Annotated in this window: 14 protein-coding genes; all 14 read left to right on the top strand. The window is 58.7% G+C overall.

Annotated features, from left to right (window positions below):
* Nucleotide 1: 1 nt before the first annotated feature.
* The 14 genes from tsf to rnhB all read left to right on the top strand — a co-directional run bounded on the left by tsf (nucleotide 2) and on the right by rnhB (nucleotide 13998).
* The gene (tsf, locus tag E4P32_RS07750; protein WP_116432508.1) at nucleotides 2-886 is read left to right on the top strand and encodes a translation elongation factor Ts; all 885 of its coding nucleotides are present in this window, start codon (nucleotides 2-4) and stop codon (nucleotides 884-886) included.
* A gap of 261 nt (nucleotides 887-1147) precedes the next feature.
* The gene (gene pyrH, locus E4P32_RS07745) at nucleotides 1148-1864 is read left to right on the top strand and encodes a UMP kinase (RefSeq protein ID WP_116432509.1); all 717 of its coding nucleotides are present in this window, start codon (nucleotides 1148-1150) and stop codon (nucleotides 1862-1864) included.
* A 62-nt stretch (nucleotides 1865-1926) separates the two neighbouring features.
* Nucleotides 1927-2487, top strand: a complete 561-nt coding sequence (gene frr / locus E4P32_RS07740) for a ribosome recycling factor (RefSeq protein WP_116432510.1) — start codon at nucleotides 1927-1929, stop codon at nucleotides 2485-2487.
* Nucleotides 2488-2581: 94 nt separating this feature from the next.
* Nucleotides 2582-3340, top strand: a complete 759-nt coding sequence (gene uppS / locus E4P32_RS07735; protein ID WP_116432511.1) for a polyprenyl diphosphate synthase — start codon at nucleotides 2582-2584, stop codon at nucleotides 3338-3340.
* Complete coding sequence (locus E4P32_RS07730; RefSeq protein ID WP_116432512.1) at nucleotides 3340-4155, top strand: phosphatidate cytidylyltransferase; 816 nt, start codon at nucleotides 3340-3342, stop codon at nucleotides 4153-4155. The genes uppS and E4P32_RS07730 overlap by 1 nt, the downstream gene beginning before the upstream one ends.
* A 7-nt stretch (nucleotides 4156-4162) precedes the next feature.
* The gene (gene ispC / locus E4P32_RS07725) at nucleotides 4163-5335 is read left to right on the top strand and encodes a 1-deoxy-D-xylulose-5-phosphate reductoisomerase (protein WP_116432513.1); all 1173 of its coding nucleotides are present in this window, start codon (nucleotides 4163-4165) and stop codon (nucleotides 5333-5335) included.
* A gap of 10 nt (nucleotides 5336-5345) precedes the next feature.
* Nucleotides 5346-6704, top strand: coding sequence for an RIP metalloprotease RseP (gene rseP, locus E4P32_RS07720; protein WP_116432514.1), 1359 nt, complete (start codon nucleotides 5346-5348; stop codon nucleotides 6702-6704).
* Between the two features lie 114 nt (nucleotides 6705-6818).
* Complete coding sequence (gene bamA / locus E4P32_RS07715) at nucleotides 6819-9194, top strand: outer membrane protein assembly factor BamA (protein ID WP_116432515.1); 2376 nt, start codon at nucleotides 6819-6821, stop codon at nucleotides 9192-9194.
* A gap of 45 nt (nucleotides 9195-9239) precedes the next feature.
* Nucleotides 9240-9761: an OmpH family outer membrane protein gene (locus E4P32_RS07710; RefSeq protein ID WP_233526524.1), complete on the top strand. Its 522-nt coding sequence runs from the start codon at nucleotides 9240-9242 to the stop codon at nucleotides 9759-9761.
* Between the two features lie 118 nt (nucleotides 9762-9879).
* Nucleotides 9880-10956: a UDP-3-O-(3-hydroxymyristoyl)glucosamine N-acyltransferase gene (gene lpxD, locus E4P32_RS07705; RefSeq protein ID WP_116432517.1), complete on the top strand. Its 1077-nt coding sequence runs from the start codon at nucleotides 9880-9882 to the stop codon at nucleotides 10954-10956.
* Complete coding sequence (fabZ, locus tag E4P32_RS07700; protein ID WP_016835427.1) at nucleotides 10949-11413, top strand: 3-hydroxyacyl-ACP dehydratase FabZ; 465 nt, start codon at nucleotides 10949-10951, stop codon at nucleotides 11411-11413. The genes lpxD and fabZ overlap by 8 nt, the downstream gene beginning before the upstream one ends.
* Nucleotides 11414-11416: 3 nt before the next feature.
* Nucleotides 11417-12205 (top strand): acyl-ACP--UDP-N-acetylglucosamine O-acyltransferase, encoded by a 789-nt coding sequence (gene lpxA, locus E4P32_RS07695; protein WP_116432518.1) that lies wholly within the window; start codon nucleotides 11417-11419, stop codon nucleotides 12203-12205.
* 1 nt (nucleotide 12206) lies between these two features.
* Complete coding sequence (gene lpxB / locus E4P32_RS07690; protein ID WP_116432519.1) at nucleotides 12207-13370, top strand: lipid-A-disaccharide synthase; 1164 nt, start codon at nucleotides 12207-12209, stop codon at nucleotides 13368-13370.
* Nucleotides 13371-13374: 4 nt separating this feature from the next.
* The gene (gene rnhB / locus E4P32_RS07685; RefSeq protein WP_116432520.1) at nucleotides 13375-13998 is read left to right on the top strand and encodes a ribonuclease HII; all 624 of its coding nucleotides are present in this window, start codon (nucleotides 13375-13377) and stop codon (nucleotides 13996-13998) included.
* Nucleotides 13999-14003: the final 5 nt, after the last annotated feature.

Genomic DNA, 14003 nt, shown 5'->3' with positions numbered 1-14003 from the left:
TATGGCGGCAATTACCGCAGCACTGGTAGGCGAACTGCGCGCGAAGACCGACGCGCCGATGATGGAATGCAAGAAGGCACTGACCGAAGCCGAAGGCGACATGGTCCGCGCTGAAGAAATCCTGCGTGTGAAACTGGGCAGCAAGGCCTCCAAGGCTTCTTCCCGCATCACTTCGGAAGGCGTTGTCGCAACTTACATCGCCGGCGGCGTTGGCGCCCTGGTGGAAATCAACTGTGAAACCGACTTCGTCACCAAGAACGACGAATTCATCACTCTGGCAAACGCTGTCGCCAAAGTGATCGCAGAAAAGAATCCTGCTGATCTGGCCGCATTGGCTGCACTGCCGCTGGGCGAGAAGACTGTTGAAGAAACACGTACCGAACTGATCGGTCGCATCGGCGAAAACATGTCGATCCGTCGCTTCCAGCGCTTTGAAACAACCGGCAAGCTGGTGTCCTACCTGCACGGTACGCGCATCGGTGTGGTCGTCGAATTCGACGGCGCTGACGAACAAGTCGGCAAGGACGTCGCCATGCACATCGCTGCGATGAAGCCGGTTGCGCTGTCGTCGGATCAGGTGCCTGCCGACCTGATCGAAAAAGAGCGTTCGGTTGCGTCCCTGAAGGCTGCTGAATCCGGCAAGCCTGCTGACATCGTCGCCAAGATGGTTGACGGTTCGGTGCAGAAGTACCTGAAGGAAGTGTCGCTGTTCAATCAATCGTTCGTGAAAAACGACAAGCAAACCGTTGAACAAATGCTCAAGGCGGCGAATACTACCGTCAAGTCGTTCAGCATGTTTGTGGTTGGTGAAGGCATCGAGAAGAAACAGGATGACTTCGCAGCCGAGGTGGCAGCCCAGGTTGCTGCCGCCAAGCAAGCGCAGTAAGCAACAAGGAAGCGGGCCGAGAGGCCCGTTTTTTTAAGCCCGTCGGAACTTTCGACGGGTTTCGGAGACTTTGGATAAGATCTGTCTGGCCATGATCGCTCAGGCATTTCAACATGTAACCAAGTCCCGGCAGCAGAGTACGGCAGCATACAATGGCGTCCTTGCCGCAACGCCGCACCACGCCTCAGGTTGTGCAGCGCAGCGTGAAGTACAGGACGCACGGAATTACAAGTCAATCGGATAGCAAACGGAGCCCAGCACATGACGACACCAGCTTACAAGCGCGTACTCCTCAAACTTTCCGGCGAAGCCCTCATGGGCGACGATGCCTACGGCATCAACCGAGCCACCATCGAGCGCATGGTCGCCGACGTGGCGGAAGTAACCCAAATGGGCGTTGAACTGGCGATCGTAATCGGTGGCGGCAACATCTTCCGCGGCGTCGCGCCGGGAGCGCAGGGCATGGACCGCGCCACGGCCGACTACATGGGCATGCTGGCGACAGTCATGAATTCGCTTGCGCTGGCCGATGCCATGCGCCAGGCCGGTCTCACGGCCCGCGTCATGTCGGCTATCGCCATTGAACAGGTGGTCGAGCCCTACGTTCGCCCCAAGGCGTTGCAATACCTCGAAGAAGGCAAGATCGTGGTATTTGCCGCCGGCACCGGCAACCCGTTCTTCACCACCGATACTGCAGCGGCGTTGCGCGGCTCGGAAATCGGCGCCCAGATCGTCCTGAAGGCAACCAAGGTCGACGGCGTCTATACCGCCGATCCGAAGAAGGATCCTGCAGCCACCCGCTACAGCACGATCACCTTCGACGAAGCGATTTCCAAGCACCTGCAAGTCATGGACGCCACCGCATTCGCGCTGTGCCGCGACCAGAAGTTGCCGATCAAGGTCTTTTCCATCATCAAGCCGGGTGCGCTCAAACGCGTGGTGCTTGGCGAGGATGAAGGCACATTGGTACACGTATAAATTCGCGTATAAATTCACGTTTCCGAACACTGTTACAAGTTGGTTTTAGATAGGAGAGCAGCATGACCATCGCTGACGTCAAGAAAAGCACCGAACAAAAAATGAGCAAATCGATCGAATCCCTGCGCGCCGATCTGGCCAAGGTGCGTACCGGTCGCGCCCACACGGGCATCCTGGACCACGTCCAGGTGGACTACTACGGCTCGCCGACGCAACTGTCACAAGTCGCCAACCTGACGCTGATCGACGCCCGCACCATCGGCGTCCAGCCGTTTGACAAGAAGATGCTGGCCGTCATCGAGAAAGCCATCCGTGAAGCCGACCTGGGCCTCAATCCAGCGACGCAGGGCGAACTGATCCGCGTGCCGACGCCGGCGCTGACCGAAGAACGCCGCAAGGAAATGGTCAAGCTGGTCAAGGGCGAAGCCGAAGACACCAAGATCTCGATCCGCAACATTCGTCGCGATGCGAACGAAGGCATGAAGAAGCTGGTCAAGGACAAGGTTTGCTCCGAAGATGACGAGCGCCGCGGCCAGGAAGACATCCAGAAGCTGACTGACAAGTTCGTCGCCGAGGTCGACAAGCTGGTGGTCGAAAAAGAAAAAGAAGTGTTGACGGTGTAGGCGCGTTATCGCTGTTGTTTATGCGATGATGAAGGGGTCGGCTGCGGTTTCAGGCTGATATGAACATCATCGCGCATCTGGATTTTTACACTGTATGACTCATAAAAGCTCAACCCAGGCGGTGCCCCAGGTTTCATCGGTGCCGCGTCACGTCGCCATCATCATGGATGGCAATGGACGTTGGGCGACCAAACGCTTTCTGCCGCGCGTGGCAGGGCATGTCAAAGGCGTCGACGCCGTGCGCGACATCGTCGAGGCATGTTCCCAGCGCGGCATCGAATACCTGACGCTGTTCGCCTTCAGCTCTGAAAACTGGCGTCGTCCGGCCGATGAAGTGTCCTTGCTCATGCGTCTGTTCATGACAGCGCTGGAGCGCGAAGTCGGCAAGATGCACGCCAATGACATCCGTCTGCGCGTGGTCGGCGACCTCAGCCGTTTTGACGCCAAGCTGCAGGACATGGTGGCCAGGGCCGAGGCGCAGACTGCCGGCAACAAACGGTTGACGCTGACCATCTGCGCCAATTACGGCGGGCGTTGGGACATCATGCAGGCGGTCGGCAAGATGCTCAAGGAGCAACCCGGTGCGACCGATTTTTCCGAAGAGCAGTTGACTCCCCATCTGGCGATGGCTTACGCCCCCGAACCGGATCTGTTCGTCCGCACCGGCGGCGAAGAGCGCATTTCCAATTTCCTACTTTGGCAACTGGCCTATAGCGAACTGTATTTCACCGAAACGTATTGGCCCGATTTTGACGGGGCCGAGCTGGACAAGGCGATCGAGTCGTATCGCCAGCGCGAGCGGCGCTTCGGTCGGACCAGTGAGCAATTGGTCGAGCAGAAAAAGGCTTCCTGATGCTGAAAACGCGTGTCATCACGGCGTTGATTCTCCTGGCAATCTTATTGCCCGTACTTTTCCTGAATAACTTTTTTGCTTTTGCTGCGGTCACGGTGGCGTTCTTCGCCGCCGGCGCCTGGGAAAGCCTGCGCCTGTTCCGCTATTCACGCGCGGAGTTGTGGGCCGGTTTCTGGACGGTCGGCTATACCGTGGTGGTCTTCGTCACCGGATTGTCGAGTGTGCGCAGCCTGTTCGCGGTGTGCGTGGCGCTGTGGGTAATTCGCTTCGTTCCGGCGTTGAAGCTTGGCTTGCCGCCGCTGAAAACGCCCGCCAATCGATTGCTCAGCATTACCTATACGCTGGCGCTGGTGGGTTGTTTTATCGCCATCGTTTCCTTGTTCCGCCATTCGCCGCTGTATTTGCTGTCGGTCATGGCGATTGTCTGGATTGCCGACATCGGCGCGTATTTCGCCGGTAAAGGTTTCGGTCGGCACAAACTGGCGCCGTCGATTTCTCCGGGCAAGTCCTGGGAAGGCGCGGTCGGCGGTTGGCTGGCGGTGCTGGTTGCCGCTGCGGCGACGGTCATGTACCTCGACGGCGATACCTTCTCCGGACGCCTGTACGAACGTTTTGGCTGGTTCGGTTTCATCGTCGTCATGAGTTTGCTGGTGGCTGCCAGCGTCGTCGGCGATCTGTTCGAGTCGCAGCTCAAACGTCGCGCCGGCTTCAAGGACAGCAGTAATCTGCTGCCAGGGCACGGCGGCGTACTGGACCGCATCGATGCGCTGATTCCCGTCCTGCCGCTGGCGGCCTTGATCGATCTCTGGTTGTAGGAGTTTCATGCAGGCAATTTCCGTACTTGGCTCCACCGGCTCCATCGGGGTTTCGACGCTGGACGTGGTGGGGCGTCACCCTGAACGTTACCGGGTTTATGCATTGACCGCGCATTCGCGCGTTGACGAACTGGCGGCGCAATGCGTACGTTTCCAGCCTCAGGTTGCCGTAGTCGGTACTGCCGAAGCGGCTGGTGAGCTGCAGCAAAAACTGCGCGCGCAGGGATTACGCACCGAAGTTGGTTATGGCCCGCAGGCCTTGTGCGACGTTGCCAGTGCCGCCGCATGCGACATGGTCATGGCGGCCATTGTCGGCGCCGCCGGCCTGGCCTCGACGCTGGCCGCGGCACGCGCCGGCAAAAAAATTCTTCTCGCCAACAAGGAAGCGCTGGTCATGTCCGGCCAGCTGCTGATCGATGCCGTGGCCGAGCACAAGGCCACGTTGCTGCCGATCGACAGCGAGCACAATGCGATTTTCCAATGCCTGCCGCACGATTTCCGGCGCTCTCTGGATGATGGCGGCATCGCCAAGATTTTGCTGACGGCTTCCGGAGGGCCTTTCCTCAAGCGCGCGGTTGAAACGCTCGATAGCGTGACGCCGGAGGAGGCAGTGGCGCACCCGAAATGGGTCATGGGTCGCAAGATATCGGTCGACTCCGCGACCATGATGAACAAGGGCCTCGAAGTCATTGAGGCGCATTGGCTGTTCGGCGCGCCGGCGGACAGGATCGAAGTCATGATCCATCCGCAAAGCGTGATTCATTCAATGGTGTCCTACGTCGACGGCTCGGTGCTGGCGCAACTGGGCAATCCGGATATGCGCACGCCCATCGCCAATGCCATGGCTTATCCCGAACGGATCGCCTCCGGCGTGGCCCAACTGGACCTGGCGCAGATCGGCCAACTATTTTTCGAGCGTCCCGACCTGGCGCGTTTTCCGTGTCTCAAACTGGCGTATGATGCACTGCACGCCGGTGGCAGCTCGGCAGCGATCCTCAATGCCGCCAACGAAGTTGCCGTGGAGGCATTCCTGAATCAAGAAATCGGATTCCGCATGATCGATCAAGTGATCGCCCGCGTCATGGACAAGCTGCCGCACGGTCCGGTCACCGATATCGATGCGCTGATCGAGCAGGACAAGATCGCGCGTTCCGTAGCGCAATCCTGCCTGACCTTATGATTTCTCCGTCATGAACCTGTTGCACACATTGCTGGCTTTCGTCGTCGCGCTCGGCACACTGGTGGTTGTCCATGAGCTTGGGCATTACTGGGTGGCGCGGCTGTGTGGCGTCAAGGTCCTGCGTTTCTCGGTCGGCATGGGACGTATCGTCTGGTCGCGACGTTTTGGGCCGGACCAGACCGAATGGGCCTTGTCCATTCTGCCGCTGGGCGGCTACGTCAAGATGCTCGATGCCCGAGAGCAGGATGTCAGCGAGATGGCGCCGGAAGACCTCAAGCGAGAATTCACACGCCAATCCGTCTGGCGCCGCATCGCGATCGTCGCTGCCGGTCCGCTGGCCAATTTCATCCTCGCCATCCTGTTGTTCGCCGGGCTGTTCATGCACGGTATTCCGGAACCCGTTCCAAAGCTGCGCGCCATGGCGGAGCAGAGTGCCGCTTATCAGGCCGGCCTGCGCGGCGGTGAAACCATTACTGCGATCAACGGCGAGCCGGTCCACGCGTGGACCGAGGTACGCTGGCAATTGATGCAGCACGTGCTGGAAAAGACGCCGGCGCGTCTCGACGTCGAAAGCGCCGCGTCAAACGGCGGCAAACTGATCAATAACGTCAAGCTGTCGCTCGACAGCGTGTCCACCGAGGATCTCGAAGGCGATTTCCTGGCCAAGCTGGGCTTGTCGCTCGCGCGTCCACAGGCAATCCTGGGCAAGATCATGGAAGGCCCTGCCATGCAGGCCGGCTTGCAAAAGGGCGATCTGATTCTGGCTGTGAACGGCGCCCCGATCAAGGACGGTCTGGCGCTGGTCGAGCTGGTGCGCGCCTCCCCGGGCAAGCCGCTGACGCTGCAAGGTCTGCGCGGTCAGAGCGAGTTCCATATCGCCGTCACTCCCGATACGTTGAGCGACAATGGCCAGACTATCGGCCGCATCAAAGTCGAGGTGCCGCTGGCTCCTGAAATGACCGTGGTGAGTGATCCGCCCTGGACGGCTATCGTCAAAGGTGCGGAAAAGACGTGGGACACCAGTGCCATGACACTCAAGATGATCGGAAAAATGATCGTCGGACAAGTTTCATGGAAAAATATCACCGGCCCGATTACCATAGCGGATTACGCCGGTCAGACTGCCAAAGTGGGCCTAGTCAGCTATCTGAGCTTCATTGCGTTCATCAGCATCAGTCTGGGAGTGATGAACCTGCTGCCCATCCCGGTTTTAGATGGCGGGCATTTGCTGTATTATTCGCTGGAGATTTTGACCGGCCGTCCTGTTTCTGAGCGCTTTGGGGCAATTGCTCAGCGCGCCGGTATGGGTATTCTGATGATGCTGATGCTCGTGGCCGCTTTCAACGACATTGTACGTCTGATGTTTTAAGGATTCGTTCCAAACCGTCCGGGTCGCCCGGATGGCTTTTGACTTTACATATGTTCGGTCATTTCAACGCTTCGTGAAGCGGCCGGCAAAAAAACATAGTTCATAAGATAGCTAATGAAATTACATTCCGCGCATTCCCCTGCACCGATCTTTTCCCGTAGCCTGATCGCCGCCGCAGCGTTGACCCTTTGTGCTGGCCAGGCTTTTGCCGTTGAGCCGTTCGTGGTCAAAGACATCCGTGTCGAAGGCATTCAGCGTACCGAAGCCGGCACCGTCTTCAGCTACCTGCCGGTGCGCGTAGGCGATACGTTCACTGATGAAAAAGGCACTGCGGCGATCAAGGCGTTGTACGCGACCGGCTTCTTCAAGGATGTGCGCGTCGAAGCCGAAGGCGATGTGCTGGTGGTGCAGGTCGAAGAGCGTCCGGCCATCGCCAGCGTCGACTTCACCGGCATCAAGGAGTTCGACAAGGAGCAACTGACCAAGGCGCTCAAGGAAATCGGCGTCGCTGAATCACGCATTTTCGACAAGTCGCAGGTAGATCGCGCCGAACAGGAGCTGAAGCGTCAATATTTGTCGCGCGGCCTGTATGGCGCCAAGGTCACCACCACCATCACGCCGGTCGAGCGCAATCGCGTCGCTGTCACGTTTGCCGTGGATGAAGGCGACACGTCGCGCATCAAGCAAATCAACGTTGTCGGCAACAAGGCATTTTCGGATGGCACACTGCGCGATCAGCTCAAGCTGACGACGCCAGGCTGGTTCACCTGGTACACCAAGGCCGATCAGTATTCCAAACAAAAGCTCGCCGGCGATATCGAATCGCTGCGCTCTTATTATCTGGACCGCGGTTATCTTGAAATGCAGATCGAATCGACTCAGGTATCGATTACGCCCGACAAGAAAGACATCTACGTCACCATCAATATCAACGAAGGCGAGAAGTACACCGTCTCCGACATCAAGCTCGATGGCGAAATGTTCGGCATGGAAGCTGATCTGGCCTCGCTGGTGCAGTTGAAGAAGGGTGAAATCTATTCCGGCTCCAAACTGACCGACAGCACCAAAAAGATCAGCGAACGCCTCGGCAACTTCGGTTATGCGTTCGCCAACGTCAACGCCAATCCGAACGTCGATCGTGAAAAGAAGGAAGTCGCTTTCACGATCATGGTCGATCCGGGCAAGCGCGTCTACGTGCGTCACATCAACATCGCCGGCAACACCAAGACGCGCGATGAAGTCATTCGTCGTGAATTCCGCCAGTTCGAGGACTCGTGGTACGACGGCGAGAAGATCAAACTGTCGCGCGACCGCGTCGATCGCCTGGGTTACTTCAAGGAAGTCACCGTCGAGACGCCGGAAGTGCCTAACAGCAACGACCAGATCGACGTCAACCTGAAGGTCGAAGAAAAGCCGACCGGCAACATCATGATCGGCGCCGGCTTCTCGCAGACCGATAAACTGAGCCTTACTGGGTCGATTTCCCAGGAAAACGCCTTCGGTAGCGGCAACACAATCGGCATCGACGTGAACACCAGTTCGCGCTATCGTACGATCGCCGTATCGCAGACTAATCCGTACTTTACCGATGACGGCGTCAGCCGCACGTATGAAGTGTTCCTGCGCACGATTCGTCCCTCGGCATACACCACCGGTGATTACCGCGTGAAAACAATCGGCGGTAGCGTCAAGTTCGGCGTGCCGTTCTCCGAGCTGGACCGCATCTTCTTCGGCATCGGCATTGAGAACACCAAAGTCGATACCGATACCACCAGCCCGAGCTTGTATCGCCAATACGTGCGCGACTTCGGCGCCGGTAGCGGCGCACCTGGTTGCGATGTCGTCAACGATCCTACTTGCGGCGTCGGCACCGCTTCGACGACCAGCTTCCCGCTGACTGCAGCATGGCAGCGCGACAGTCGCGACAGCGCGCTGGTGCCGACCAAAGGTCGTTTCCAGCGGGCCAATCTGGAGTTGTCCGCCGTTGGCACCTTGAAGTACTATCGTGCAAGTTATCAGCATCAGTACTTCCAGCCGTTCTGGGCGAATGCCGCGACGATTGCATTCAATGGCGAAATCGACTACGGCAAGGGCATCGGCGGCAAGCCTTATCCTATCTTCAAAAATTACTATGCGGGTGGTATCGGCACCGTTCGGGGTTACGAGGCGTCGTCGCTGGGTAGCCTGAAAGATCAGTACGGTGATTCGATGGGCGGCGCCTCGCGACTCATTGGTAGCGTAGAATTGCAGTTCCCATTCCCGGGCTCAGGGCAGGATCGCAGTTTGCGCTGGTTCACCTTCCTTGACGGCGGTAACGTGTTTGCCGACCGCGAACGCATCAAGATCAACGATTTGCGCTATTCGACGGGTCTCGGCATCAGTTGGATCTCGCCGATCGGTCCTTTGAAGCTGAGCTACGGTAAACCGTTGAACTTGAAGCAGGGCGACAAGTCTCAGAACTTCCAGTTCCAGCTCGGCACCGGTTTCTGATCGCAAGATCAGCCAGTGGCATAATTGAAATCTGTATTACGGAGAATGACCTTGAAGTTTATTACTAAATCATTATTGTCAATGCAGGCTGCAACGCTGGCAGTCGGCATCCTGTCGTTTGCAAACGTACAAGCCCAGGAATCGAGAATCGCATTTGTCAGCACCGAGCGTATTTTCCGCGAAGCGGTGCCGGCCAAGGCTGCGCAAACCAAGCTGGAAGCCGAATTCGCCAAGCGCGAAAAGGATATCGCCGACATGGCCGCGCGCCTGAAGGCGCAATCCGACAAGCTCGACAAGGATGCCGCGGTGTTGTCCGATGCGGAACGCGCAAAACGCCAACGCGATCTGGGCGACCTCGACAAGGAATTCCAGCGCAAGCAACGTGAATTCCGCGAAGATCTGAACCAGCGTCGCAACGAAGAACTGTCGGTGGTGCTGGAGCGTACCAACAAGGTGATTCGTCAGATCGCTGAAGCGGAAAAATACGACATCGTGTTCCAGGAAGCGGTCTACGCCAGCAAGCGCATCGACATCACCGACAAGGTTCTGAAAGAACTGTCGAAGTAATACAGCAGCACGCAACGCAATTCATCACATGTTCACCCCAGGCGCACAGATTGTTCCGAGAAGAAATAGTCAATCTGTGTTGCCTGAGCAGGTAACGGAATAATCTACGAAGGCCAGCATGAGTATTCGGCTAGAACAGTTGGTCGAACGCTTGGGTGGCCAGCTTAAAGGCAATGCGCAGATCGAGGTCGGCGGCATTGCTCCTCTGGACGCCGCGACTTCGTCGCACATGACGTTCCTCTCCAATTCCAAGTTTCGTTCGCAGGCAGAGCAGACGCACGCAGCCGCCTTGATTCTGTCCGAAGCGGATGATGAAGCCGTCGTCGCATATCAGGGCGCGCGCATTGTCACCAAAAACCCCTATGCCTATTTTGCCAAGGCCGCACAGCTGTTTGCGGCTCAGGCGGCGATTCCGGCCGCTGCGGGCATCCATGCCAGCGCCTGCGTCGACGCAAGCGCCCGGGTGGCGGCAAGTGCGGCCATCGGTCCGCAGGTCGTCATTGAAGCCGGTGCGGTCATCGGGGAACGGGCTGTCATCGATGCAGGCAGCTATATCGGACGCAATGCGCAGATCGGCGCGGATACGCATTTCCATGCGCGGGTGACGTTTCACGCCGGTTGTGAGATCGGTGAGCGCGGCATCGTCCATTCCGGCGCCGTCATTGGCGCCGACGGTTTCGGATTTGCCAATGAAGGCGGCGCCTGGGTCAAGATTCCGCAAGTTGGCAGGGTAGTGATCGGCAACGATGTCGAAATCGGCGCCAATACCACCATCGACCGCGGCGCCTTGTCTGATACCGTGCTGGAAGACGGCGTCAAGCTGGACAACCAGATCCAGATCGCGCACAACTGCCATATCGGTGCACACACCGCGATTGCCGCTTGTGCGGGCATCGCCGGCAGCGCCAAAATCGGCAAATATTGCTCGATCGGTGGCGCCGCCATGATCCACGGTCACATCACCATTGCCGACAAGGTGCACGTATCGGCCGGCACGCTGGCATTGCGATCCATCCTGGAGCCGGGGCAATACACCGGCTTCTATCCCATCGCCAAGCACGGAGAATGGGAAAAATCAGCAGCATTGGTGCGCAATCTGGGCACAATGCGTGAGAAAATCCGTGCGTTGGAAAAAATGATCAAATCGCTTACAGAGCAGCTTACTGCGCAAAATACTGAGCAAAAAAATGACTAGTCTCGATATCAATCAAATCAAAGAATACCTCCCGCACCGTTATCCGATGTTGCTGGTGGACCGCGTCCTCGAATGGGAAAGCGGCAAGGACATTACCGCCATCAAGAATGTGACCGTGAACGAAGAGTTCTTCAACGGCCACTTCCCGCACAAGCCGGTCATGCCAGGCGTGCTGATGATCGAAGCGCTGGCGCAGACCGCCGCGCTGCTGTCGTTCCTGACCGAAGGCCGCAAGCCGGACGCCAGCACGGTGGTGTATTTCGTCGGTATCGACAATGCGCGGTTCAAGCGTCCGGTTGAGCCGGGCGACCAGTTGAAGATGCACGTGGAAATCACCCGCCGTGCGCGTGGCATCTGGAAATACAAGGCCGTAGCGACCGTCGACGGCCAGGTAGCGGTCGAAGGCGACCTGATGTGCACCATGCGCAACGCCAACGACGCCAGCCAGGCAGGCTGATTCATGTCGCGTATTCATCCTACCGCTGTGATCGAGTCGGGTGCGCAGCTCGACTCGTCGGTTGAGGTGGGCGCCTATTCGGTCATCGGCGCCAATGTGCGCATCGGCGCCGGCACCAAAGTCGGTCCGCACGTCGTGATCGAAGGGCACACCACGATCGGCCGTGACAATCAGATCTTCCAGTTCGGCTCCCTGGGCGCTGCGCCACAGGACAAGAAGTACGCCGGCGAACCGACCCGCCTGGAAATCGGCGACCGCAACACCATCCGCGAATTCGTCACCTTCAACCTGGGCACCACCCAGGATGCGGGCGTCACGCGCCTCGGCGACGACAACTGGATCATGGCGTACGTGCACATTGCGCACGATTGCCAGCTGGGCAACAACATCATCCTGGCCAACAATGCCACGTTGGCAGGGCACGTTCACTTGGGCGACTGGGTGTTCCTGGGCGGGTTCACTTCGGTGCACCAGTTCTGCAAGATCGGCGCGCACGCCATGACGGCTTTCACGGCAGCCGTGAGCCAGGATATTCCACCGTTCGTGACGGCGGCGGGCAACCGCGCAGTGCCGGCAGGCATCAACAGCGAAGGTCTGAAGCGCCGCGGCTTCACACCCGAACAGATTGCTGCGATCAAGCGCGCCTACAAAGCCATCTATCGTTCCAGCCTGCCGCTGGAAGAGGCGAAACAAGCGCTGCTGCAGCAAGAAGAAAATACCCCCGACTCCGCTGCTCACATCCGCCTGATGCGCGAATTCATCGCCTCGTCCTCTCGTGGCATCATCCGATAACATGTCCATCGCCATGGTCGCCGGCGAAAGCTCGGGCGACCTGCTGGCGAGCCGTTTGCTGTCCGGCTTGCGTCCTCGCCTGCCGGACGCGCGCCTGCACGGCATCGGCGGGCCGCATATGGCGGAGCATGGTTTCGTGAGCGACTGGCCGATGGACAAGCTGACGGTGCGCGGGCTGTTCGAAGTGATACCGCGCTACCGCGAACTCAAAGGCATACAAAACACGCTGCGCGATCAGTTGCTGGCCGAGCGGCCGTCGGTATTCATCGGCATTGACTATCCCGGTTTCAACCTCGGCCTCGAGCAGCAACTGCGCGACGCAGGCATTCCGACCATGCATTTCATCGGCCCGCAAATCTGGGCGTGGCGGGGCGGACGCATCAAGAAAATCGCGCGCGCAGTGTCGCACATGCTGGTGATCTTTCCGTTCGAAGAAGAGATCTACCGAAAAGCCGGCGTGCCGGTCACCTATGTCGGCCATCCGCTGGCGGAAATCATCCCGATGGAGCCCGACCAGAGCGGCGCACGCACTGCGCTCGGCTTGCAGCAGGACCGCCGCGTCGTGGCGATCCTGCCGGGTAGCCGCATGTCCGAACTCAAGTACAACACCGCCAGCTTCCTTGGTGCTGCCAGACTGTTGCGCCAGCGCGAGCCGCAATTGCAGTTTGTAGCGCCGATGGCGGGCGACAAGCAGCGCGCGTATTTCGAGCAATTGATTGTGGAGACCGGCAGCGCCGATATTGGCATCCACGTCATCAGCGGGCAGTCGCATGCGGCAATGGAAGCGGCTGATGCCGTGCTGGTGGCTTCCGGCACCGCGTCGCTGGAAGTGGCCTTGTACAAGAAGCCGATGGTCATCGCTTACAAAATGATGCGTGCGTCCTACGCCATCATGCGCCACATGAACTACCAGCCCTGGGTCGGGCTGCCGAATATCCTGGCGCGCGAATTCCTTGTGCCGGAATTGCTGCAAGACGCCGCTACACCGCAGGCGCTGGCCGATGCGTTGTGGAAGCAACTGGATGATCAGGAGCATGGCAGGAACCTGCGCCAGCGGTTTACCGATATGCACCACAGCTTGTTGCGCGATACCGCCAACGCCAGCGCGCAGGCGGTCTGCGCCTTGCTGGACCGGCAGCGTGCGCGATTTGCACCAGGAAGCTGAAGCCATGGCGAAGAAACAAGATCTGAATCTGTCCCTGTTTGCGTTCGACAACTATGCCGGCGAGACTATTTGCGGCGTTGATGAAGCCGGGCGCGGACCTTTGGCCGGACCGGTATTCGCGGCAGCGGTCATTCTCGATCCGGCGCGACCGATCATCGGTCTCCGCGATTCGAAAAAATTATCCGAATCCAGCCGCGATGCGCTTGCGCTTGAAATCAAGGACCGCGCCATTGCCTGGGCGATTGCGGAGTGTTCGGAAGATGAAATCGATCAGCTCAATATTCTCCACGCCAGCATGCTGGCCATGCGCCGCGCCGTCGAAACGCTCAAGACCATCCCCACGCTGGCGCTGATCGACGGCAATCGCTGCCCGGTAATGACGATACGCTCGGAAGCCATCATCAAGGGCGACGACAAGGTGCCGGCGATCTCGGCGGCATCGATCCTGGCCAAGACTGCACGCGACGCCGCCTTGCTGGTGCTGCATGCGCAGTATCCGAACTATGCCTTCGATCAGCACAAGGGCTATCCGACTGCGCTGCATCTGGAGCGTCTGCGCCTGCACGGCGTCTCGCCCGTGCATCGCAAGTCGTATGCGCCGGTGCGCGCCTTACTGAACGCAGGCTGAGGGAC

Origin of the sequence: Herbaspirillum sp. 3R11 (genome assembly GCF_004563925.1) — a bacterium.
Classification (GTDB): Bacteria; Pseudomonadota; Gammaproteobacteria; order Burkholderiales; family Burkholderiaceae_D; genus Herbaspirillum.
The sequence above is the reverse complement of the archived record's forward strand: the minus strand, read 5'-3'. Positions and strand labels throughout refer to the sequence as shown.

What these genes read in the sequence shown, in the direction of transcription:
- tsf (WP_116432508.1), top strand. Translation starts at nt 2, where the DNA reads ATGGCGGCAATTACCGCAGCACTGGTAGGCGAACTGCGCGCGAAGACC.
- pyrH (WP_116432509.1), top strand. Translation starts at nt 1,148, where the DNA reads ATGACGACACCAGCTTACAAGCGCGTACTCCTCAAACTTTCCGGCGAA.
- frr (WP_116432510.1), top strand. Translation starts at nt 1,927, where the DNA reads ATGACCATCGCTGACGTCAAGAAAAGCACCGAACAAAAAATGAGCAAA.
- uppS (WP_116432511.1), top strand. Translation starts at nt 2,582, where the DNA reads ATGACTCATAAAAGCTCAACCCAGGCGGTGCCCCAGGTTTCATCGGTG.
- E4P32_RS07730 (WP_116432512.1), top strand. Translation starts at nt 3,340, where the DNA reads ATGCTGAAAACGCGTGTCATCACGGCGTTGATTCTCCTGGCAATCTTA.
- ispC (WP_116432513.1), top strand. Translation starts at nt 4,163, where the DNA reads ATGCAGGCAATTTCCGTACTTGGCTCCACCGGCTCCATCGGGGTTTCG.
- rseP (WP_116432514.1), top strand. Translation starts at nt 5,346, where the DNA reads ATGAACCTGTTGCACACATTGCTGGCTTTCGTCGTCGCGCTCGGCACA.
- bamA (WP_116432515.1), top strand. Translation starts at nt 6,819, where the DNA reads ATGAAATTACATTCCGCGCATTCCCCTGCACCGATCTTTTCCCGTAGC.
- E4P32_RS07710 (WP_233526524.1), top strand. Translation starts at nt 9,240, where the DNA reads ATGACCTTGAAGTTTATTACTAAATCATTATTGTCAATGCAGGCTGCA.
- lpxD (WP_116432517.1), top strand. Translation starts at nt 9,880, where the DNA reads ATGAGTATTCGGCTAGAACAGTTGGTCGAACGCTTGGGTGGCCAGCTT.
- fabZ (WP_016835427.1), top strand. Translation starts at nt 10,949, where the DNA reads ATGACTAGTCTCGATATCAATCAAATCAAAGAATACCTCCCGCACCGT.
- lpxA (WP_116432518.1), top strand. Translation starts at nt 11,417, where the DNA reads ATGTCGCGTATTCATCCTACCGCTGTGATCGAGTCGGGTGCGCAGCTC.
- lpxB (WP_116432519.1), top strand. Translation starts at nt 12,207, where the DNA reads ATGTCCATCGCCATGGTCGCCGGCGAAAGCTCGGGCGACCTGCTGGCG.
- rnhB (WP_116432520.1), top strand. Translation starts at nt 13,375, where the DNA reads ATGGCGAAGAAACAAGATCTGAATCTGTCCCTGTTTGCGTTCGACAAC.